The organism is Neobacillus driksii (genome assembly GCF_013409995.1).
Lineage (GTDB): Bacteria > Bacillota > Bacilli > Bacillales > Cytobacillaceae > Neobacillus > Neobacillus driksii.
This window is the reverse complement of record NZ_JACCBX010000012.1, coordinates 25,921-43,418: the sequence shown is the minus strand read 5'-3', so window position 1 is coordinate 43,418 and position 17,498 is coordinate 25,921. Positions and strand designations below refer to the sequence as shown.

The window sequence follows — 17,498 nt, the reverse complement described above, 5'->3', positions numbered from 1 at the left end:
ACCACCCTTTATTTTTATTCACCTGTAATACCGGAACGGTCTACTCCTTCAACAAACCAGCGTTGAGTAATAAAATAAACAATTAGTAAAGGAAGGATTGATAAAATGGTCCCTGCCATCTTAATTCCTTCGTTCAGTTGATTCCCCTCTAGCCCCATTTCTGCTGGGAACATTTTCTCATAGGTTGCAACAAACTTTTGCAGCTGCAGCGGCAAAGTGGTAAGGGCATCACCAAAATAAATCGCGGCAAGATATGTTTCATTCCAATACCATACAAACGAAAATAGAAATGAAATAATGATGGCTGGAACCGCCATTGGAAGAGCAATGGTAAAGAATATTCGAAAATGACCTGCACCATCAATTTGAGCAGCTTCCTCAAGTGCTTTAGGTACCATTCTAAAAAACTGATAAAAAATCAGGATAAAGATAGCACTATTCAATCCTTGTCCAAAAGCCGCTGGAAGCATAAATGCCTTCAGACTTCCAAGGATATTCAATTCATTAAAAAATATATATCTTGGAATCATCGTGACTTGAGGAGGAATAATAAAAGTTGCTAGGACTAGAACAAAAAGAACCTTTTTCCCACGGAATTCAAATCTAGCTAATCCATAGCCAATAACCGCTGCAACAGCTGTCTGTGCTATAGCAGGAAGAACCGTCACATACAACGTTTCCATAAGTGTTGAAAAGAAATTAAGTACATGATTAGCTTTGGTGTAATTATCTAAATAAAATTGGGTTGGGATCCAATTGATCATTGGATTTAAAAGATCATCCAGACTTTTAAAACTAAATATCCCCATATAAATTACAGGAAACAAATACACAAACCCAATTCCTACCAACAATCCATAGACCAGGACTTTAAAGAGCAAGCCGTCAGTCCCTTGCATTCCAAGAAAAAACCGTTTTGATTTTAAATAATATTTATCAAGCTGCTGCGTTTTTGAGTTTTGCACTTTGAACCCTTCCTTTTTAATTGTAATTTTTCTTCCCCTTTAACGTCATTGCTCCTACACTTAAAGCGAGCGCTAGTGCAATTATGAGAAAGTAAATCCAGGATAGTGCCGATGCATATCCAAAACCAGTATCAACTTTAAACATATTTGTCTGGATATGCTCAATAATCGGATTCAAAGAAAACATCGAATACATAACAATTGTATAAATGGTGTTTACAATAATCATTGGGAATAAACTTGGCAATGTCACCTTCCAAAATGATTCCCAATTTGAGGCTCCATCAATTTTCGCAGCTTCATAGATTTGCTTATCCATCTTTTGTAATGCTGCAATAAAAATTAGTATTTGTACTCCAGAAAACCAAAGAATCATGATCAAATTTTTAATAAGATACAAAAGGATCCCATTCAAAAAACCATCCGGACTTTCAGTGAGTGCTTGGTAGATTGCATATTTCTCTATCGTTGGTATGGTCGTTATTCCCTGATCGATAAGTTCCTTCATTACTGGACCGCTGGCAATAATAACCGGGAGGAAAAAAATAGTTCGAAACATTCCTCGGAATTTAATCCTCTGATTAAGAAGCAGAGCAATGATCAATGAAAATACAATGATAATTGGAACAGAGATAATCATTTCCTCAAGGTACTTCGTTAATCGTTCAGTATAAATCGCATCGACAACAAAGGCATATTGAAAGTTTTCAAATCTAATAAACTCAGTTTGAATTCCACTTGTAGTAATCTTCACTTTTTGAAAGCTTAAAAATAAAGAATATAATAGAGGAAAAGCGGTAAAAATTGCAAACCCTATTATCCATGGTGATACAAATAACAGTCCTACTAAACTATTTTTTGTCTTTAACCCTTTCACCGCTATTCCCCCCTCTCAATCACAGCAAAGTCTAGTGCCTGCACCTGAGTTCCATGTGCACTATATGGCGAGTCTGTATAATTCACAATGATCATTTTTCCGTTGGAATAAGTAACTTCCACAACTCCAGCTTTCGGAATTTCCCTTGCTGTAATTGTTGCACCTTCTACTTGTCCAAGACTTTCTTCAACCATTTTATATTGTTCAACAATTTCATCCTTCCAAAGATTAAATTCAGAAGTATAGACACCATTAGATGGTGTTTCCTTCAATAAATGAGACGGTTGATCGGTTAATAAGAAAGACGGATATGTTCCATATTCAATCATCCTTAGCACATCCTCAGATGGATTAGCATTGAAATTTGAAAATGGTGCGAAGTAAGGGATATACCCCTTTAAGACGATCTGTAAGAAAGGGACCGTATCTGTTTCAAAAACATAGTTCGATGAATACATTGGAATATCCAAATAACGATTTGTCTGTTTCCATGTATATACATTCGGCTCATATAGAGCAACATTTCCCATCTTTTTGTTAAATTCATGAATAAGTTTATTATAGGTATCTATTGTTTTCATACGATCCGAAGATGAACTCTTATTATAATCTGAAAACAGTGTAAAACCAGTCGAATCTATCGCAAGATTGGATATTCCATTTTTGCTATAATTCTTAATGTCATCCCTGGCCATCTCCAAAGATTTCAAAGGAGAAAGATAAAATACCTTCTCTTTTCCTTCTAAAAGTGAGATCGTTTCTGAACTAATTTTCTTAGCTACATCCTTACTTCCTGAATATCCAGATGCACCCTCATATGCTTTTGTATAGTCAGTATAAAAATAGAGTGGTATGTTGTCTTTTTTTAATGCAGCGGTTGCATCTAGTACATCATCTTTATTTCCAAGCTTTTTCTCAATCGGAAATTTAGAAGGGAGTGTACCTGTTAAACCACCCTTTGACCAGCCTTTATAAACAACAAACATATTATCTACATCATTTTTTTTCAATTCTTTGGTGAATTGTGGGATTTGGCTAATTTCTGTCATCGGAATGACTGAATCCCAAATTAATCCATCCTTTACTTCACCTCCAAGAATTTCAAGTCGTACTTGAGCCTTGTCATCTTGTTTTTTCAATTGATCCTTTTCTTCTAAATACTTTTGATATCGTTTAGCCATGCCAACATAATCAGCATCTGCATCTCTTAAAAACATATAACGGAGTGTAATATTGAAGTTATTGGCTTTTTCTTGATATACATTAATTCCATTCATGCTCTTACTTGTTGGTTGGTAATATTCATTGCGATAATGGAACTGAGAAGATATCCAGTTAAAATCAGTTGAAACCCCCGCGGGGTAAGCCACAATATCACCAGAAGTATATCCCTCTTCAATAACTGTTAGGAAAGCATTTTGTTTTACTCCATGTACAGCGCCGAAAACAGGCATCTTGATTTGTTGGACTGGATAAACCTTTTCATTGACTTTTACAGTTTTCTTAAAACTTTCATCTTTTCCAAAGATGGAGCCAACAAATGGAGTATCTGCTTTTTTTCCACTTTTTTCATATCTAACTAAAGCACCACTGCCATCAGGCAAAAACATATATCCATTCACATCATTCTGGTTAACTGACCCTAGGAACGGATAAATCTTAATAGAAATTAGCTTCGTACGCTTATTTTCTTCAATCTTTTCTTTTGGGATGGAAACTTGTAAACTATCATTCTCTAATTCTACATTTAATTGAAAACGGACTTTCGCCTGATTCATAAACACTTGGGCAGTAAAGCCATTTTTGGTCATTTCAATTTTAGGCTTGGAGTTGTTTGTCAGTATGCTCTCGCTTCTTACCTTCCCTTTACGATCAGCATATTCCACTGTAATGGCGGACTGAATCATTTCTTCCCACGTTTTATTGATTCGATAGTTATCAGGATTATCAACTCCTGTATTCCAGACATATTTGGTTTGTTTATCCTGAATCTTTAAAGCGAGAGATTCTTTATTTACATAAAGGATCAAGTTCTCATTTTCCGCAGCCTTATCAAATCCTTCGAAAGATGGTGATTGTGTCATTTGCTTCTCGTTTGCTTCTTCTGGTTTAGTAAATTGAGCAGAACTATATTTCATTTCATCATGAACATTCTCATTTAGTACAGAAGGTTGTTCGGAATTTGATTTTTTAGTCGAATCCGCATTTGCATGAATGGGCAAAAGCATAAGGGTAAGGGTAAGGGCTATTAGTAGTATCCTATACACGCATCATAACCTCCTTCATGATGGAATAGACAAAGTCATAGACTTGGTCAAATAAAACAAATACGATGAAAACAACAAGAATCATGATGACCATACCAAACAAAGTAACAAAAATATTCCGTACCGTTTCTGAGAAGGTGTAATTGTGTATTTCCTGAATCATGATAAACAAAATGATTAAACACCAGACGTAAATAATACGGATTGAGAATATGTAAATAAATGATTCATTATACGTCAGAACATTAGACAGGATGGTAATAGGAATAATGAATACAAGATAAGGAGCAAGTGAATAGATTGTCCCTATATATATATCCTTAAATCTTCCTTCTCCATCATTAATGGTACTTACCATATAGTTAACCAATATAAATAGTAGAAGCGGAACAAAAACAATTCCTATTTCCACCAGCAAACTTTTCTCGCCAAGTCCATGGTATGAGAAAATAAATCCTGTTTGAAATTTTGCAATCAAATATTCAATAAATAAAATGATATAAAGAATCGTTGCAGACAAAACAGTAGCATACTGTTTCCGTTTTAAATAATAAAAGCTGTCAATCGGATGCTTAAAAAATTTAAATAAAAATAGTAATTCTGACAAAAGCTTTTTTGTTTTCCATTCATTCCATTTGTTTCTCGGTACATCTAATATTTTTCTCTTTTTATCAAGATATTCAATAAAATAATAAATTACGATTAATCCGATTAATATGAGCAAAACGGAACTTAGGTATTCTTGCATCCATGCTTGTCTGACTTCCCAGAAAGCATCTGAATATCCATAAACATCCTCAGCAAATTTATATTCTTCTAAAGCTTTTTCGTAGTTTTGCTGTTTATAATAGGATTTTCCCATTGCCGTATGGGCTAGTCCAAAGGAAGAGTTTAATTCCAAAACGGATTCCCAGTATTGTTGACTTTCTACATATAATCCTTCTTTAAATAATGCAATTCCTTTATGAACTTGACCTGCAAAAGCAGTTGCCTCCAAAACCGTGATCATGCCGCGTTCTTTATCAGTTATATAAAGCTTGCCATTCTGGTCAATTGTAATTCCAGTCGGTTGTTTAAATAATCCCAGTCGGTTTGAACCATCATCTGTTCCACCAAAAACAAACAACAAATTCCCGAAACTATCAAATTCATGAATTTCACCAGTGCTATTTAAGGTAAAAATGTTCCCATCTTTATCAACCGTGATATCCTGATAGGTTGAGTCCCAAGAGATAAACGGGTCGAGCATATTCTTTCCGGCCACATTTAGTTTTTTGATTACTTCATTTTCAGTTCCTTCCGTCACAGAATATATAAGTCCCTGTTTATCGAGTGCAATATTATCTGGGGCAGGTGGAGTTTTCATAAACATTTTAGATTTTTGAGTTTCCGTAGTAAGCAAGTTCTGAATAACTGACTTAAAGCTAATCTCAGTATTATTTACACCGTAATAACCTAAAAATGAACCATCCTGACTAAGCTGAATTATTCCATTTGTTGAACCTTCACTAATTACATAAAGATTTCCACGGCGGTCCACACCAACCTTTTGTGGTTTATAAGGAGATCTTTTTCCGAAAAGCGGAGAATCCGGTTTTCCGAATTCACCTTTAAGTTCTCCGATCGAATTAAAACGGAAAACCTTTTCCTTTGCATAGTCTGCTACAAAAATATCGCCATTATCGTCAACAAAAACCCCTGTTGGTTTCTCAAGTACACCTTCTCCAATTCGTGCTTGTATATTGCCGTTTTCATCAGCCACAATCACTTTTTTTGTTCCAGAATCGGCTATATAAATGAAACCATTTGTATCAGAGAAAATATCTTCAGGATTTACCACCTCTTCTCCTGATAAAAATTCACCAAGAGGTGTAAATGCTGTTTGTGTTTCAATTAATCCCCCATCAGATGATAATGTTTCTGTCTTATATGGAGCAGAAGCAAATGCAATTGATTGTAAGGGAAGCATTATTAATAAACCTAAGCATACTATAACTCTAACGAAATGCTGCATGTCCCTCCCCCTATCTGTTACTTAATACCTGAATGTGCCATTGTATTCATAACTTGACTTTGAAGTACGATAAAAATAATTAAGTTCGGAACGAACATGATTAATGATGCAGCTGCTGCCATGCCTTGTCCGGCAACAACATTCCCCGTAGCCTGTGAAGTTAGTGTCGACATATAGAAAGAAAAGGTTTTTAATCCTTCATCATTTACATAAAGTGTCGAACTTTCAACACTATTCCAAACTAACTGAAACGATAATATCGCTATGGTTGCTATAGCAGGCTTTACTAGTGGAATGATAATTTTTGTAAAGATGTGTATATCCGATGCACCATCTAATTTCGCTGCTTCGATTAGTTCATTAGGTATTTGATCGATAAACTGCTTAACTAGAAACAGTCCGATTGGCATAGCTAGCAAAGGAAGAATATGAACTAAAAAGTTATTAATTAATCCTAATTCATCTATTATTAAATATCTTGGGATTGCAACTGCTGCAGGAACAAACATTAACGCAAGCGTATTAATCTCAAAGATTGTCTTTTTTAATTTAAATTCTTTCTTTGATAAAGCGTATCCAGCCATCGTACTAATAATAATAGTTAAAAAGACTACTATTAGAGTAATAACAATACTATTAAATAAGTACCGCGACATTGGCACCCCTGAAGCGTTTGCCCGCCCAAACAAGTCAGCAAAATTTTGCCATGTAGGCTTTTCGACGAAAAAGCGCGGCGGGTAGGCAAACAGCTCATCAATTGGTTTAAATGCATGGAAAAATACATAAACAATCGGTAAAGCCATAAATACTGCCAACGGAATTAAAAAAACAAAAAACTTAAGCTGGCTTTTATGAAACTTTGATGGATTCATTTTTGTTCCATGAAAGGCTGACATACAAATCACTCCTACTTGTTAATCCTTTTCTCCAAATAGCCTCCAAGCTACTTTTGAGAATGCATAAACAACGATTAATAGCACAACCGATATCGCTGCCGCATAGCCCATTTCGTAGCGGATGAAGCCAAAGTCTTCTAAGTGGTTTACCATCAGCTGACCTGCATACTGTGGTGTAGGGTTGGCTCCTGAAAGGGCAACCCCAATAGCACCAGCCTGAAATGTTCCTACTACAGCCATAACCGCACCGAACAGCATTTGTGGTTTCATTGAAGGAATGGTAATGTAGATTACCTCTTGGAATCGATTCTTAATTCCATCAATATAACCAGCTTCATAAATTTCACTATTAATATTAAGGACGCCAGAAAGCATCGCCAGAAATCCTACCCCCATACTGCCCCATAGAGTAACAAGAATCATAATTTTCATTAGATATTCAGGCGATTGAAGCCACTGGATCGGCTCTAACAGCACTCCCATTGTGATGAGCATACTGTTTAAATATCCCGTTTGATCTCCACTAAAGATAATGGTCCATACGACTGCCATCGCAACCCCGGCTGTCATGGAAGGTGAATAGATAATTAAAGCAAGCACCGTTCTTATTTTTTTTGGAACCTGTGCCAAAGACCAGGCGAGGATAAATGAAAGTATATATCCCCCTGGACCAACAATTAATGCAAAGGTCAAAGTATTTGGCAAAATCTTTTGCATAAACACTTCATCCTGAGTTAATAGGCTCACGTAGTTACTTAACCCAATAAAAGTGGGTGCCTCAATCGCATTGAAGTAGGTGAAGGACAATAGTATACCTGCACCAACCGGAATCACGATAAAAGCCGTAAAAAAGAGTATATATGGACCAAGAAAAAACCATTGACTGAAATCTCTTTTATTTTTTGTCATTTTCTTCGCCTGCCCAACTTTCCACTTGTTCAATGGTAGGAATTGGATACGGCTTAACCATTTTACCGTTTTTCATATAGCCAAACTCCTCCATTTTGCGGCTCATCTCTCTATCAATGGCTATGATCGAGTCATCAACCGCAGATCTTGTATTTTCTCCATCGAAAACAATTCGATTCCAGATATTACTTAACTCACGTTCTATCATGTAAGTACCAGGTGTTTTCGGTACTTCCTGTAAAAATTCCCACTGCTTAATAATCGTATCTTTATGTTCCTCAGGCCAAGGCAGATTTTTAAACGCCTGAAGATTGGCCGTATTCCACATATATTCCGGTCCATATAGGTTTTGCAGACTAGAAGCAAATTCTGTTTGCGTTTCAGTTGACATCCACCATTTTAATAGTTCCCATGATTTTTCACGGTCTTTTGTACCTTTAAATATCATTGCCGATCGACCTGAACCTGTCGCCCAACGTTCTATCGTTCCATCCTTCTGCTTCACTCCAGGATAAGGTGAGATATTCCACCATCCGGCGATTTCAGGTGCTGCTGATGTCAATTGAATGTAGGTTGTAAAGTTTGCAATTCCAATAGGCAGTGTTCCATATCTAAAGTGATTGTAGAAGTTTGGAACCTGCAGAGGTAAGCTATAGATGGTATTAAGATCCGCCATGAATTGAATACCTTTTAAGGCTTCTTCTCTGCCAATCGCAGTCTTCATTCCATCCTTTTCATAAAGGTCTCCCTGGAATTGATAAATGAATGGAGCTGTTGCTTGGAACGGTTTAAACCCTGCTGCTCCTGAAATAGGTGTGTAGTAATTCATTCCGAATCGTTGTAACTCTGGCAAAATACTAATAACATCATCCCAGGTATCCGGTACAGGAAGATTTAAAGCATCAAGTATATCTTTTCGATAAAACTGAACATAGAAATCCTGTGTTTCCGGAAGAGCGTATACAGAATCCTCAATGATAAAAGGTAAAAATGCTCCTGGAGAAAATTGTTTACTATAGGCCTCAAAGTCTTCGAATTGATGTAAATCTACTGCAGCGTCTCGGATAGCTAATTCGTATGGCAGCCAGTTACTAATTCCAAGAGCAACGTCAGGCTGTTTGTTAGCAGCATTTGCCAAAATTAATTTTTGCTCTTCTGGCATGATAGAAAACTTTACAGGAATCCCTGTTTCTGGTGTAAAGGTTCGATCAGCTAGATTTTGGATTTGCTCTACATATTGGCGTGGTTGGTTCACCCAGACCTCTATGGCTTTATCATTGGTATTTGATACGGAATAATTTCCTGCTGAAAATGACAGGACAAACCGTTCAATTCCATCCCACGTTTTTTGAAAAAAACCAATCTCTGCTGATGGCAATTCTTGTTCTCCATGGATATAAAAGCGATCAACCAGTAAAGGCTGCTTTGGTAAATCAACCAGCAGGTCTCCAAGCAATTGAGCTACTGATGAAGAACCTTCCGAAAGTTCTGTCAATCTATTTGGGATTTCATCTGGTTCTTCACTTAATGTTCTTAGTTTCTTAGCTGCCATTTGTAGAGAAACCATTTCTTTTGAACTTTTTTCAGATTTACTCAAAGTCTTTAAATACTCATTTTCTTTTTCAAGAGTTTCAGCCCATTGAATCACACGTTGTTCAATATCCGGAATAAATTCACTTATTTTCCAGCCGCGGGAACGATCCGTTTGGTTTCCTGTTAATTTTTTAATAGAAAGAGATAACTCTTCAATTTCTTTCATAACTTCATTTGTTGTATTTGTTACTCTTTCTACTGGTGAAGCATCCGCTTCCAGACCGATTTGGTGTTCACCCTTCGATAAATAGAATAAATATGGTTCTCCCTCTTGGTTACTTAGCGTAACATTTGACCATTTTTTATTAAATTCGAATGTTACAGGAGCCACTTCAGAAAAAGGGACCTCACCGTCTATTAACAATTTTCTAAAGACAGGTGCTCCGGTCTGTTTATTCTGTTGAACTTTAAAGGTCAGCTGGTAAAAGCCATCTTTTTCGATTTTTACGTTCCAGTTCACTTCTTGTCCGCTGGTATTCCAAGAGTCACCACCAAGTGAGTTTAATAATAAATTCTTAGGATTACTTGGCACGGATGACGGATCAGTAGAAGCAAAAGGTCTTATGTAGGAACTGTTCTTTGTATAATTCCTTTCAGCTTCATTCATGATTAAATCATGAACTAGCTTTTCACTTTTATTTCTTTCTAAATACTCTTTATAAGAAGGCGCCTTCGAGAGCGAGGTGACTTCTAATTTTCCAACCAGCATTTCTCCCTGAAGGTTGGAAAGTTCAATTGTGTTTTTCCCCTTTTTCAAATCATACTTTAATGGCTCAGGCTGAAGTTGGCTTGCATCTTCGACCTTGATACTGCTCCAGTTCTTGACAGTCATTTGTTCAGGAATAATATCGTTACCAAATCTGTCTTGATCAAAAGTATTTTTTTTGTTTTTCCAGGTAACCGGAAATACAATTCGTCTACTTTCATAAAAAGGAAATTCACCATTCACCAGGATTGAGCCCTCTATTGGAACAACCCCATTGCCTAATGGATAATAATCAAAAGAAAGTTCATATAACCCTTCCTCAGGTACATCAATTTCATAGGAAATTGATTGCTGGTTATGCCAATAGAAAACACTATCCCCATATCCTTTGCTTTCAGATTTCGGCAATAGATACTGTTTGTCTAGATTAGTGGCAATTGATGAAGGAACCGACACCTCAAATTTTGAGGTGCCCTTAATTCCTTCTTTTTTCCACTTATCAAGGACGGAATGATAGCGTTCTTCTACAACATTTTCGGCCGGCCCTTTATCACTGTTATTTTTTTCAGCAGATGCAAAACCTTGTGGGAAGATGAAGAACAGTATAATAACTGACCAAAATAATATCCTAGACTTCATACTATCAACCTCCTCAAACCATTCGATTACTTATTTTTTAAAGCTTCTTGCGCTTCAGTACTTTTTTGATCTGCTAATTGATCAAGTTGTTTTGCGTAGTCTTCAACTTTAAGTTCGCCTTTAACAAAGCTATCCACTAATTCCCCTGTAGTGGCATTAGCCTTTTCACCAGCTTTAACACCAGTAAGTGCCTGCCATCTTGCATCAACATATCCAGGTACCATTTTTACAGGTTCAATGATTGCCTTATCTAGGTTGTCATATGCTGTACGAATTCCAGGTACATCCAGCAAAGCAAAAAATTCATCAAGAACTTCCTCATCAGTGGTGATTGGCAATGTGTTTAAAACGATTCCTTCTTTGTCGGCAATTTCTAAACGTTTCAAATAGCCTTCTTTACCATATGACATCCATTTAGCAAAAAGATATGCCTCTTCAGTATGTTTGCTTGATTTAGAAATCCCTACAAAGTCATTTGCTACTGCTGTTACACCGCCAGGAAGACCAATGAAGTCCCAGTCGAACGTTGCTTTTTCAGTTAAGTCTGGAGCAGCCCATGTTCCGTCCCACTTAATAGCGAGTCCACCTTGAAGGAACACTTCATTTCCATCTTTACCTTTAAAATTCGCTTTTTGATCATCTGTTAATGTGTCATATGCATAACCGTTTGTACTAAATTCTTTTGCTAGATTTACCGCATTAATAAACTCTGTGCTATCTAATGAGTATTGGCCATCTTTTAATGTATACCAACCCATGTCTGTATTTACAGCAGCAGGATACCAATCAATTACTGCTGAAGGATTGTTTATACCTGCAATACCTTTGCTTAGATTTGTAACTTCTTTAACTCCAGAAATGAATTCTTCAATAGGCGTTCCAAATTCAGGATAATCTAAATTTGCTGCATTATATAAATCCTTGTTTACAAAGTAACCGAGAAAATGCTGTCCAAAAGGCACTGCGTATATTTTACCGTTATAAGATGCAGAATCTTGAACGATTTGAGGAATATTTGCAAAGTCTTTATCCTTTGCAGCCAGTTCCGATATATCTAGTAACCAATCATTAGATAGTGCTAGCGGGATTTGCGGTAAGGCAAATAAATCCGGCATTGTGCCGCTGCTTGCCGCGGTAGCTAATGTTCCATTCCAATCTTTTGTATTAACTGTTTCATTAATTTCAACTTTGATATGCGGGTATTTCTCTTCGAATGCTTTAATCATTAACCTTTCTAGATTTTGCTCTTCTTCCGTTCCTAAATTCCAGTTTGCATAAGAAAGGATCACTTCTTCTTTTTTACTATCTTTCTCCTTAGATTTCTCACCGCTTGTTTCTGTAGCGCTGCTACAAGCTGCCAGAGAAACAAGTAGGGCTAAAACTGCAAAAATCGCTAAAAACTTTTTCATTAATACCTCTCCTCTTTTTTAAAAGATTTATAAATTACTAGTTTTATAGATAGAACCATGTGATGGTTCTTAATCCCTTTATTGCAGCAGTCAGTAACCCTGTCTATTAATGCTTTAGTTGGAATAGGATGGTTTCACTTTCAAACCTTGATTGAATCACCACTTTATATTGATTCCCATTCAACTTCACTACAGACGCTGTATCAGTTTCATATGGAATCCATTGAGAGGATTCAAAAACAAATTCCTCTTCTGCTTGAGTGACTCTAAAGGTAAGTACTAACTTATCGTTATCCTGTTCCGTTTTGTTTATTTCTCCTGATCCATAACAAATGGTTAAATCCTCTCTCAAGGAAATGTTATATGGCAGCATAAGTCCGCCTTTTGGAGGAATAACAAACCTCTTTCCACCGAAAAGGGTTTGTCCAGAATCATTCACTGTTGTGAACTTTTTGTATTCATCAAAGTTATTCAGGAAGTAGAATTTCCCACCCTCTGTATCAGACCGAACAGTGATATCCAGTTCATCCTCCAGTGAAAATCTACTATTAATTCCAGACCTTGCTGCAAGATTTGCAACACAGTCAAACTGGTAATTAAAATTGAAATCCATGCCAACTCCGAACATAATCAAGTTACCTTTTCCAAGTCGCTTTTCAAAAGCGATTACGTCTCGGTCTTCATCCTCGCTCCATGCAAAGGCACCATCTTCAATTTCATACATTTCCATATATTCGACTTGAACATTATCAATCTCGTCAATACATGCAAAACCACGGTATTTATGTCCTTTAATATGGATACCGATATAATCCTTCAAAACGGTACAAGGAATATTTTTCATCGTTTTAACTGGGATGGTAGGAAACATAATCAGGTGACCACCGTTTTCTAAATAAGTGACAAGTTTTTGTTGAATCTTTTCATCCATCCATTTAGTAGTGAACATCCAGAGTGTCGGAACTTTTGCTGGATCAATCTCATCATCACTCGTTACATTTATACCTTCAAATATGATGTTATTGGTTCTTAGTCCTTTTGCGAAACCGTTATATAAGTAAGCCTCTCTTCCATGCTGAATGGTTTCCACCATGCTCTTGGTATGCTCATCATAAAATTCAGTCATGTAATAATCGGGGTAAAACCCAATGGAAGTGTCGGCAACTGGCTTTGTCTTAACGAGAGTGTTCTCATATGCTTTAATCATTTCACCTAAGTGCTGAATTACGAAGTAATGCGGTCTTTTATCACCACTTGCTGAAAGAGGTGCCTGCCACTCATGACGTCTTCCAAACAATCCTATGTTTTCGTAATTCTCTCCCCCAGCGAACATGTAATAGTTGATACCATTCATCCCATCAGCGATACACAGCCTTGTTGTTAAATCAAATGCGGTCGGTTGAAGCCTTGGCTTGTCATGGATACTTCCACCCTGGAATTCTGCAGAAAATAACGGCTGCTCTTTCCATTGAATCGCTCGTGTGAAGGCATTCGCCAGAACAATATCAATGTAGTTATCGTATTCAATATTGCCAATGTAATAATCTCCAGCCATTAAGACATTCTCAATTTTTGCAGTTTCAAGTAGTTGAGAAATCCCTATAGGATACATCGTTCCTCTTTTTGTCAGATCGATTGTATGGAAACCGTGAATATTTACCACGAATGGTACGTTAATCCCTTTGCCCTCCGCTGAATGCTTCAAATGCTCAATGAATATTCGGTAATGTTCACGGAAAAATAATCCAAATTCATTTCGAAGTGCATGTGCATAAATCGATTCAGGTTTTTTCACCATTAAACTAGCGAATTCATTTATTTCATCAAAGGGAATACGAAAGGTTTTTTCAAATTCTTCATGAGAATAACGTTTTCTTAGATATTCTTCGAATTGTGCTAGCGTTTCCTGATTGTAATCAGGCTTATTGGTTACCCAATGGAACATTCCTACTTCATTATCAAGTTGGAATAATATAACTGGCCCATGGTTTGAAACCTGAAATGGTTCGATAATGGCACATACCGCTTGATACCATTTTTCACATTTTTCTAAGAAAGCAGGATGCATATAACTAACCACTCGAGTAGGATGATTTTCTCCCTGATTTGTTTTTGCTACAGCTTCGGGATAATTTTCAATGAACCATGTTGGAACACCATGATCGACAACTTCTGCCATAACATATGGTCCTGGTCTTACAAGACAATATAGCCCTTCCTCGCTAATGAGTTGAAGAAATGTTTGAAGATCTCTTTCTGGCCTTGTCTCCCCTGTTAGATCAATAACACCTTCCTCAATCTCATGAAAAATCCATGGAACATAGGTGCTAATCATGTTTGCTCCTGCTTGTTTCACCTGACGAATCCTGGTTCTCCATTCCTTTTTCGGTACACGGAAGTAATGAAGCTCTCCGCCAAATAGGAGGACATCCTTACCATTAATGCATATTTTCTCATCCTTTATCAGTATCATCATACACCTCGTTAACCTGAAGTTCTGCTTATTAATTCAACCAATATTTGTTCCGGTTCAAAGTCAAATTGATTATCGAGCATTTGCAGTAATGATTGTGCCGCAATGGTCCCCCATTGTTTTCTCGGGACTTTGATTGTTGTAAGTGGTGGATTGTTATTTTGAGATGCGTAAATATCATCGAATCCAACTATTGCAATATCATCCGGCACATTTAATCCATTTTCCTGTATCGCTCTGATAGCACCCAATGCCATCTCATCATTTGCACAAACCATTGCAGTCGGTAAATCATTGCCCATCTTTTCCAAATAGCTGCTCATCTGATAATGACCGCTTAATTCTGTGAACTCCGCACGAAGCAGGTCCTGCTCTAAAAAGCTTATATTATGATTGTTTAACTCCTTAATAAAACCTTCTAATCGAGATTCTCCATCATACGATTCTATTGACCCTGCGATAAAACCAATCCTCTTGTGGCCTTTTGAGATCAAATAATTAACCATCATCGCAGAACCTTTCTTATTTGGGAGCAAAACATTTTTGATGTAAGGACCCTTTAGCTCTCGGTCAAGCATGATAATTGGCAGCTTTTCATTTGCAAGGGACTCTAGCAAATGATCTTCCATATGATAATTTAGAATGATTGCCCCATCCACATAACTTTCGACAAGAAGCCGATGTCTATCGGCAGATGCGCACACAACAAGTTCATATCCTTTACTCATCACCACATCCTGGATGCCTTCCATCATTTCCGTGAAAAACGGTCCAGAAAAACCACTCAAAAACAAACCAATAATATTAGTCTTTTGTTTTTTTAAATTTTTTGCCATGCCATTGGGGCGATAGCCAATTTCTTTCGCAGCATCTAACACTTTCTTTTTTGTATCATCTGAGATTAATGTGCTTCCATTTATTGAATAGGAGGCTGTCGAAACACTTACACCCGCTCGCTTCGCTACATCTTTTAAATTAACCACATCTATCCTCCCTTCTTTGAAACGTTTCAAAAAAAGACTAAATTTTTTTGTAACGTTTCAATAGATAGATAAAAAAATATATTCTACCAAATCTAATTCTGTTGAAACGTTTCAATGGATTTATTATAATTCTATTTGAAATCGTTTTCAATATTAAAAAATAAAATTTTTTTAAAAATTATTCATATTATGACAAAAGTCACAAAAATCTACTCTTTTTCGTTGTTTCACGCATTAATTAATAGACAAATATATTTAAGAAAGGAAGAATATCAAATGAAAATTCTTTATATTGATGTCGATTCGCTTAGGCCTGATCATTTAGGAGTTTATGGATATCATCGCAATACTTCACCTAATATCGATAGTCTTGCAGAACGCGGAGTAAGATTTACCAATTACTATGCATCAGATGCACCTTGTGCACCTTCCCGAACTGCCTTGTTTAGTTCTCGATATGGTATACATAATGGTGTAGTAAATCATGGAGGAACTGAAGGAGACATGAGGAGGATTGGTACTAATCGACCTTTTAACCATCACCATACTCCGTATCAAGCATGGGTGGATAAATTAAGATTTAAAGGTCTCCATACAGCGATGATTAGCCCGTTCCCAGGCCGTCATGCTGCATGGCACGTAACAGAAGGTTTTCTTGAAGTACACGACACAGGAAAACATGCAGGTGAAACTGCAGGAGATGTAGCAAAGGAAGCCGTACGCTGGATAAAGGAAAAAGGCAGTGAAAAAGAAAACTGGTTCTTGTATCTAAATTTCTGGGATCCGCATACTCCGTATCGCACACCTGCAGAATATGGTAATCCTTTCAAGGATGACCCCGCGCCTAAATGGTTAACGGAAGAAATAATTGCCAAGCATCGGGAAAGCTATGGACCGATGGGGGCCCGTGATTTAGTACAAGTGAAACAGTGGCCTGGCCTTCCAGATGAAATCGCTTCTCGTGAAGATTTCAAAAAATGGATTGACGGGTATGATACAGCCATCCGTCATGTCGATGATCATGTTGGAAAACTATTAAATGCACTTGAAGAACAAGGTATATTGAATGAAACGATTATCATTATTTCAGCCGATCATGGTGAAAACCAAGGTGAACTGAATGTGTATGGAGATCATCAAACCGCTGATCACATCACAAGCCGGATTCCATGTATTGTTGCAGGACCTGGTATTAAACAAGGGCATGTGGATGATGACTTCCACTATCAGATCGACTTTGGCCCTACGTTCACTGAACTAGTTGGCGGTAAGGTAAGCGAAAGATGGGATGGTGTCAGCTTTTTACCTGCATTAACAAATGGAGAATCGGCAGGACGTGAGTATATTGTCGTTAGTCAACAGGCATGGGCTTGTCAACGTGCAGTACGTTTTGATAATTGGATGTTAATTCGTACCTATCATGATGGATTGAAGGAATTCCCTGAATTGATGCTGTTTGATATCGAAATTGATCCTCATGAGACAACGAATTTAGTAGATGAACGACCTGATATCGTCGGTAAAGGATTGCGACTACTTGATCAATGGGTCGCTGAACAATTGAAATCTTCGGAATATCCATCTGACCCAATGTGGAACGTTATTCATGAGGGTGGACCATTCCATACAAGAGGAGATTATGCCCTTGATGGATATTTGAATAAACTTCGCAAAGAAAATCGTCATGCTGCCGCAGAAAGATTAGAGCGCCGTTACCGACCTGAGAAGTTTAATAACTAATATTCTTCTAAATAGATTACAAGAAAA

At 37.1% G+C, this 17,498-nt stretch carries 11 protein-coding genes; 1 reads left to right on the top strand and 10 read right to left on the bottom strand.

From position 1 onward, the window contains the following. Positions 1-14: 14 nt before the first annotated feature. The 10 genes from F4694_RS23665 to F4694_RS23620 form a co-directional block, all read right to left on the bottom strand. Positions 15-965, bottom strand: coding sequence for a carbohydrate ABC transporter permease (locus F4694_RS23665; protein WP_308806601.1), 951 nt, complete (start codon positions 963-965; stop codon positions 15-17). 16 nt (positions 966-981) lie between these two features. After that, positions 982-1,842: a carbohydrate ABC transporter permease gene (locus F4694_RS23660; protein WP_308806600.1), complete on the bottom strand. Its 861-nt coding sequence runs from the start codon at positions 1,840-1,842 to the stop codon at positions 982-984. 2 nt (positions 1,843-1,844) lie between these two features. Further along, entirely contained in the window at positions 1,845-4,109 is a 2,265-nt protein-coding gene (locus tag F4694_RS23655; protein ID WP_179602378.1) for a DUF5696 domain-containing protein, read from the bottom strand. Further along, positions 4,102-6,123 carry a YIP1 family protein gene (locus F4694_RS23650; RefSeq protein ID WP_179602377.1) on the bottom strand — a complete coding sequence of 674 codons (2,022 nt, stop codon included), beginning with the start codon at positions 6,121-6,123 and terminating at the stop codon, positions 4,102-4,104. The genes F4694_RS23655 and F4694_RS23650 overlap by 8 nt, the downstream gene beginning before the upstream one ends. Before the next feature lie 17 nt (positions 6,124-6,140). Beyond that, positions 6,141-7,019 (bottom strand): carbohydrate ABC transporter permease, encoded by an 879-nt coding sequence (locus tag F4694_RS23645; RefSeq protein WP_179602376.1) that lies wholly within the window; start codon positions 7,017-7,019, stop codon positions 6,141-6,143. Between the two features lie 18 nt (positions 7,020-7,037). Continuing rightward, a complete protein-coding gene (locus tag F4694_RS23640) occupies positions 7,038-7,928 on the bottom strand; it encodes a carbohydrate ABC transporter permease (RefSeq protein ID WP_179602375.1) in 891 nt (296 codons plus the stop codon). Then, positions 7,915-10,866, bottom strand: coding sequence for an extracellular solute-binding protein (locus F4694_RS23635; RefSeq protein ID WP_218895814.1), 2,952 nt, complete (start codon positions 10,864-10,866; stop codon positions 7,915-7,917). Before F4694_RS23635 ends, F4694_RS23640 begins: the two co-directional genes overlap by 14 nt. A 26-nt stretch (positions 10,867-10,892) precedes the next feature. Next, positions 10,893-12,275, bottom strand: coding sequence for an ABC transporter substrate-binding protein (locus tag F4694_RS23630; protein ID WP_179602374.1), 1,383 nt, complete (start codon positions 12,273-12,275; stop codon positions 10,893-10,895). Positions 12,276-12,381: 106 nt separating this feature from the next. Then, positions 12,382-14,751 (bottom strand): beta-galactosidase, encoded by a 2,370-nt coding sequence (locus F4694_RS23625; RefSeq protein WP_218895813.1) that lies wholly within the window; start codon positions 14,749-14,751, stop codon positions 12,382-12,384. A gap of 8 nt (positions 14,752-14,759) precedes the next feature. Next, positions 14,760-15,731: a LacI family DNA-binding transcriptional regulator gene (locus F4694_RS23620; protein WP_179602372.1), complete on the bottom strand. Its 972-nt coding sequence runs from the start codon at positions 15,729-15,731 to the stop codon at positions 14,760-14,762. Between the two features lie 276 nt (positions 15,732-16,007). Between F4694_RS23620 and F4694_RS23615 the strand changes: the two genes are divergently transcribed. Next, positions 16,008-17,471 carry a sulfatase family protein gene (locus tag F4694_RS23615; RefSeq protein ID WP_179602371.1) on the top strand — a complete coding sequence of 488 codons (1,464 nt, stop codon included), beginning with the start codon at positions 16,008-16,010 and terminating at the stop codon, positions 17,469-17,471. Positions 17,472-17,498 lie beyond the last annotated feature (27 nt).

Excerpts from the sequence above, each read along its gene's own strand:
- F4694_RS23650 (WP_179602377.1), bottom strand. The coding sequence starts at position 6,123 with ATGCAGCATTTCGTTAGAGTTATAGTATGCTTAGGTTTATTAATAATG.
- F4694_RS23645 (WP_179602376.1), bottom strand. The coding sequence starts at position 7,019 with ATGTCAGCCTTTCATGGAACAAAAATGAATCCATCAAAGTTTCATAAA.
- F4694_RS23640 (WP_179602375.1), bottom strand. The coding sequence starts at position 7,928 with ATGACAAAAAATAAAAGAGATTTCAGTCAATGGTTTTTTCTTGGTCCA.
- F4694_RS23635 (WP_218895814.1), bottom strand. The coding sequence starts at position 10,866 with ATGAAGTCTAGGATATTATTTTGGTCAGTTATTATACTGTTCTTCATC.
- F4694_RS23630 (WP_179602374.1), bottom strand. The coding sequence starts at position 12,275 with ATGAAAAAGTTTTTAGCGATTTTTGCAGTTTTAGCCCTACTTGTTTCT.
- F4694_RS23625 (WP_218895813.1), bottom strand. The coding sequence starts at position 14,751 with ATGATGATACTGATAAAGGATGAGAAAATATGCATTAATGGTAAGGAT.
- F4694_RS23615 (WP_179602371.1), top strand. The coding sequence starts at position 16,008 with ATGAAAATTCTTTATATTGATGTCGATTCGCTTAGGCCTGATCATTTA.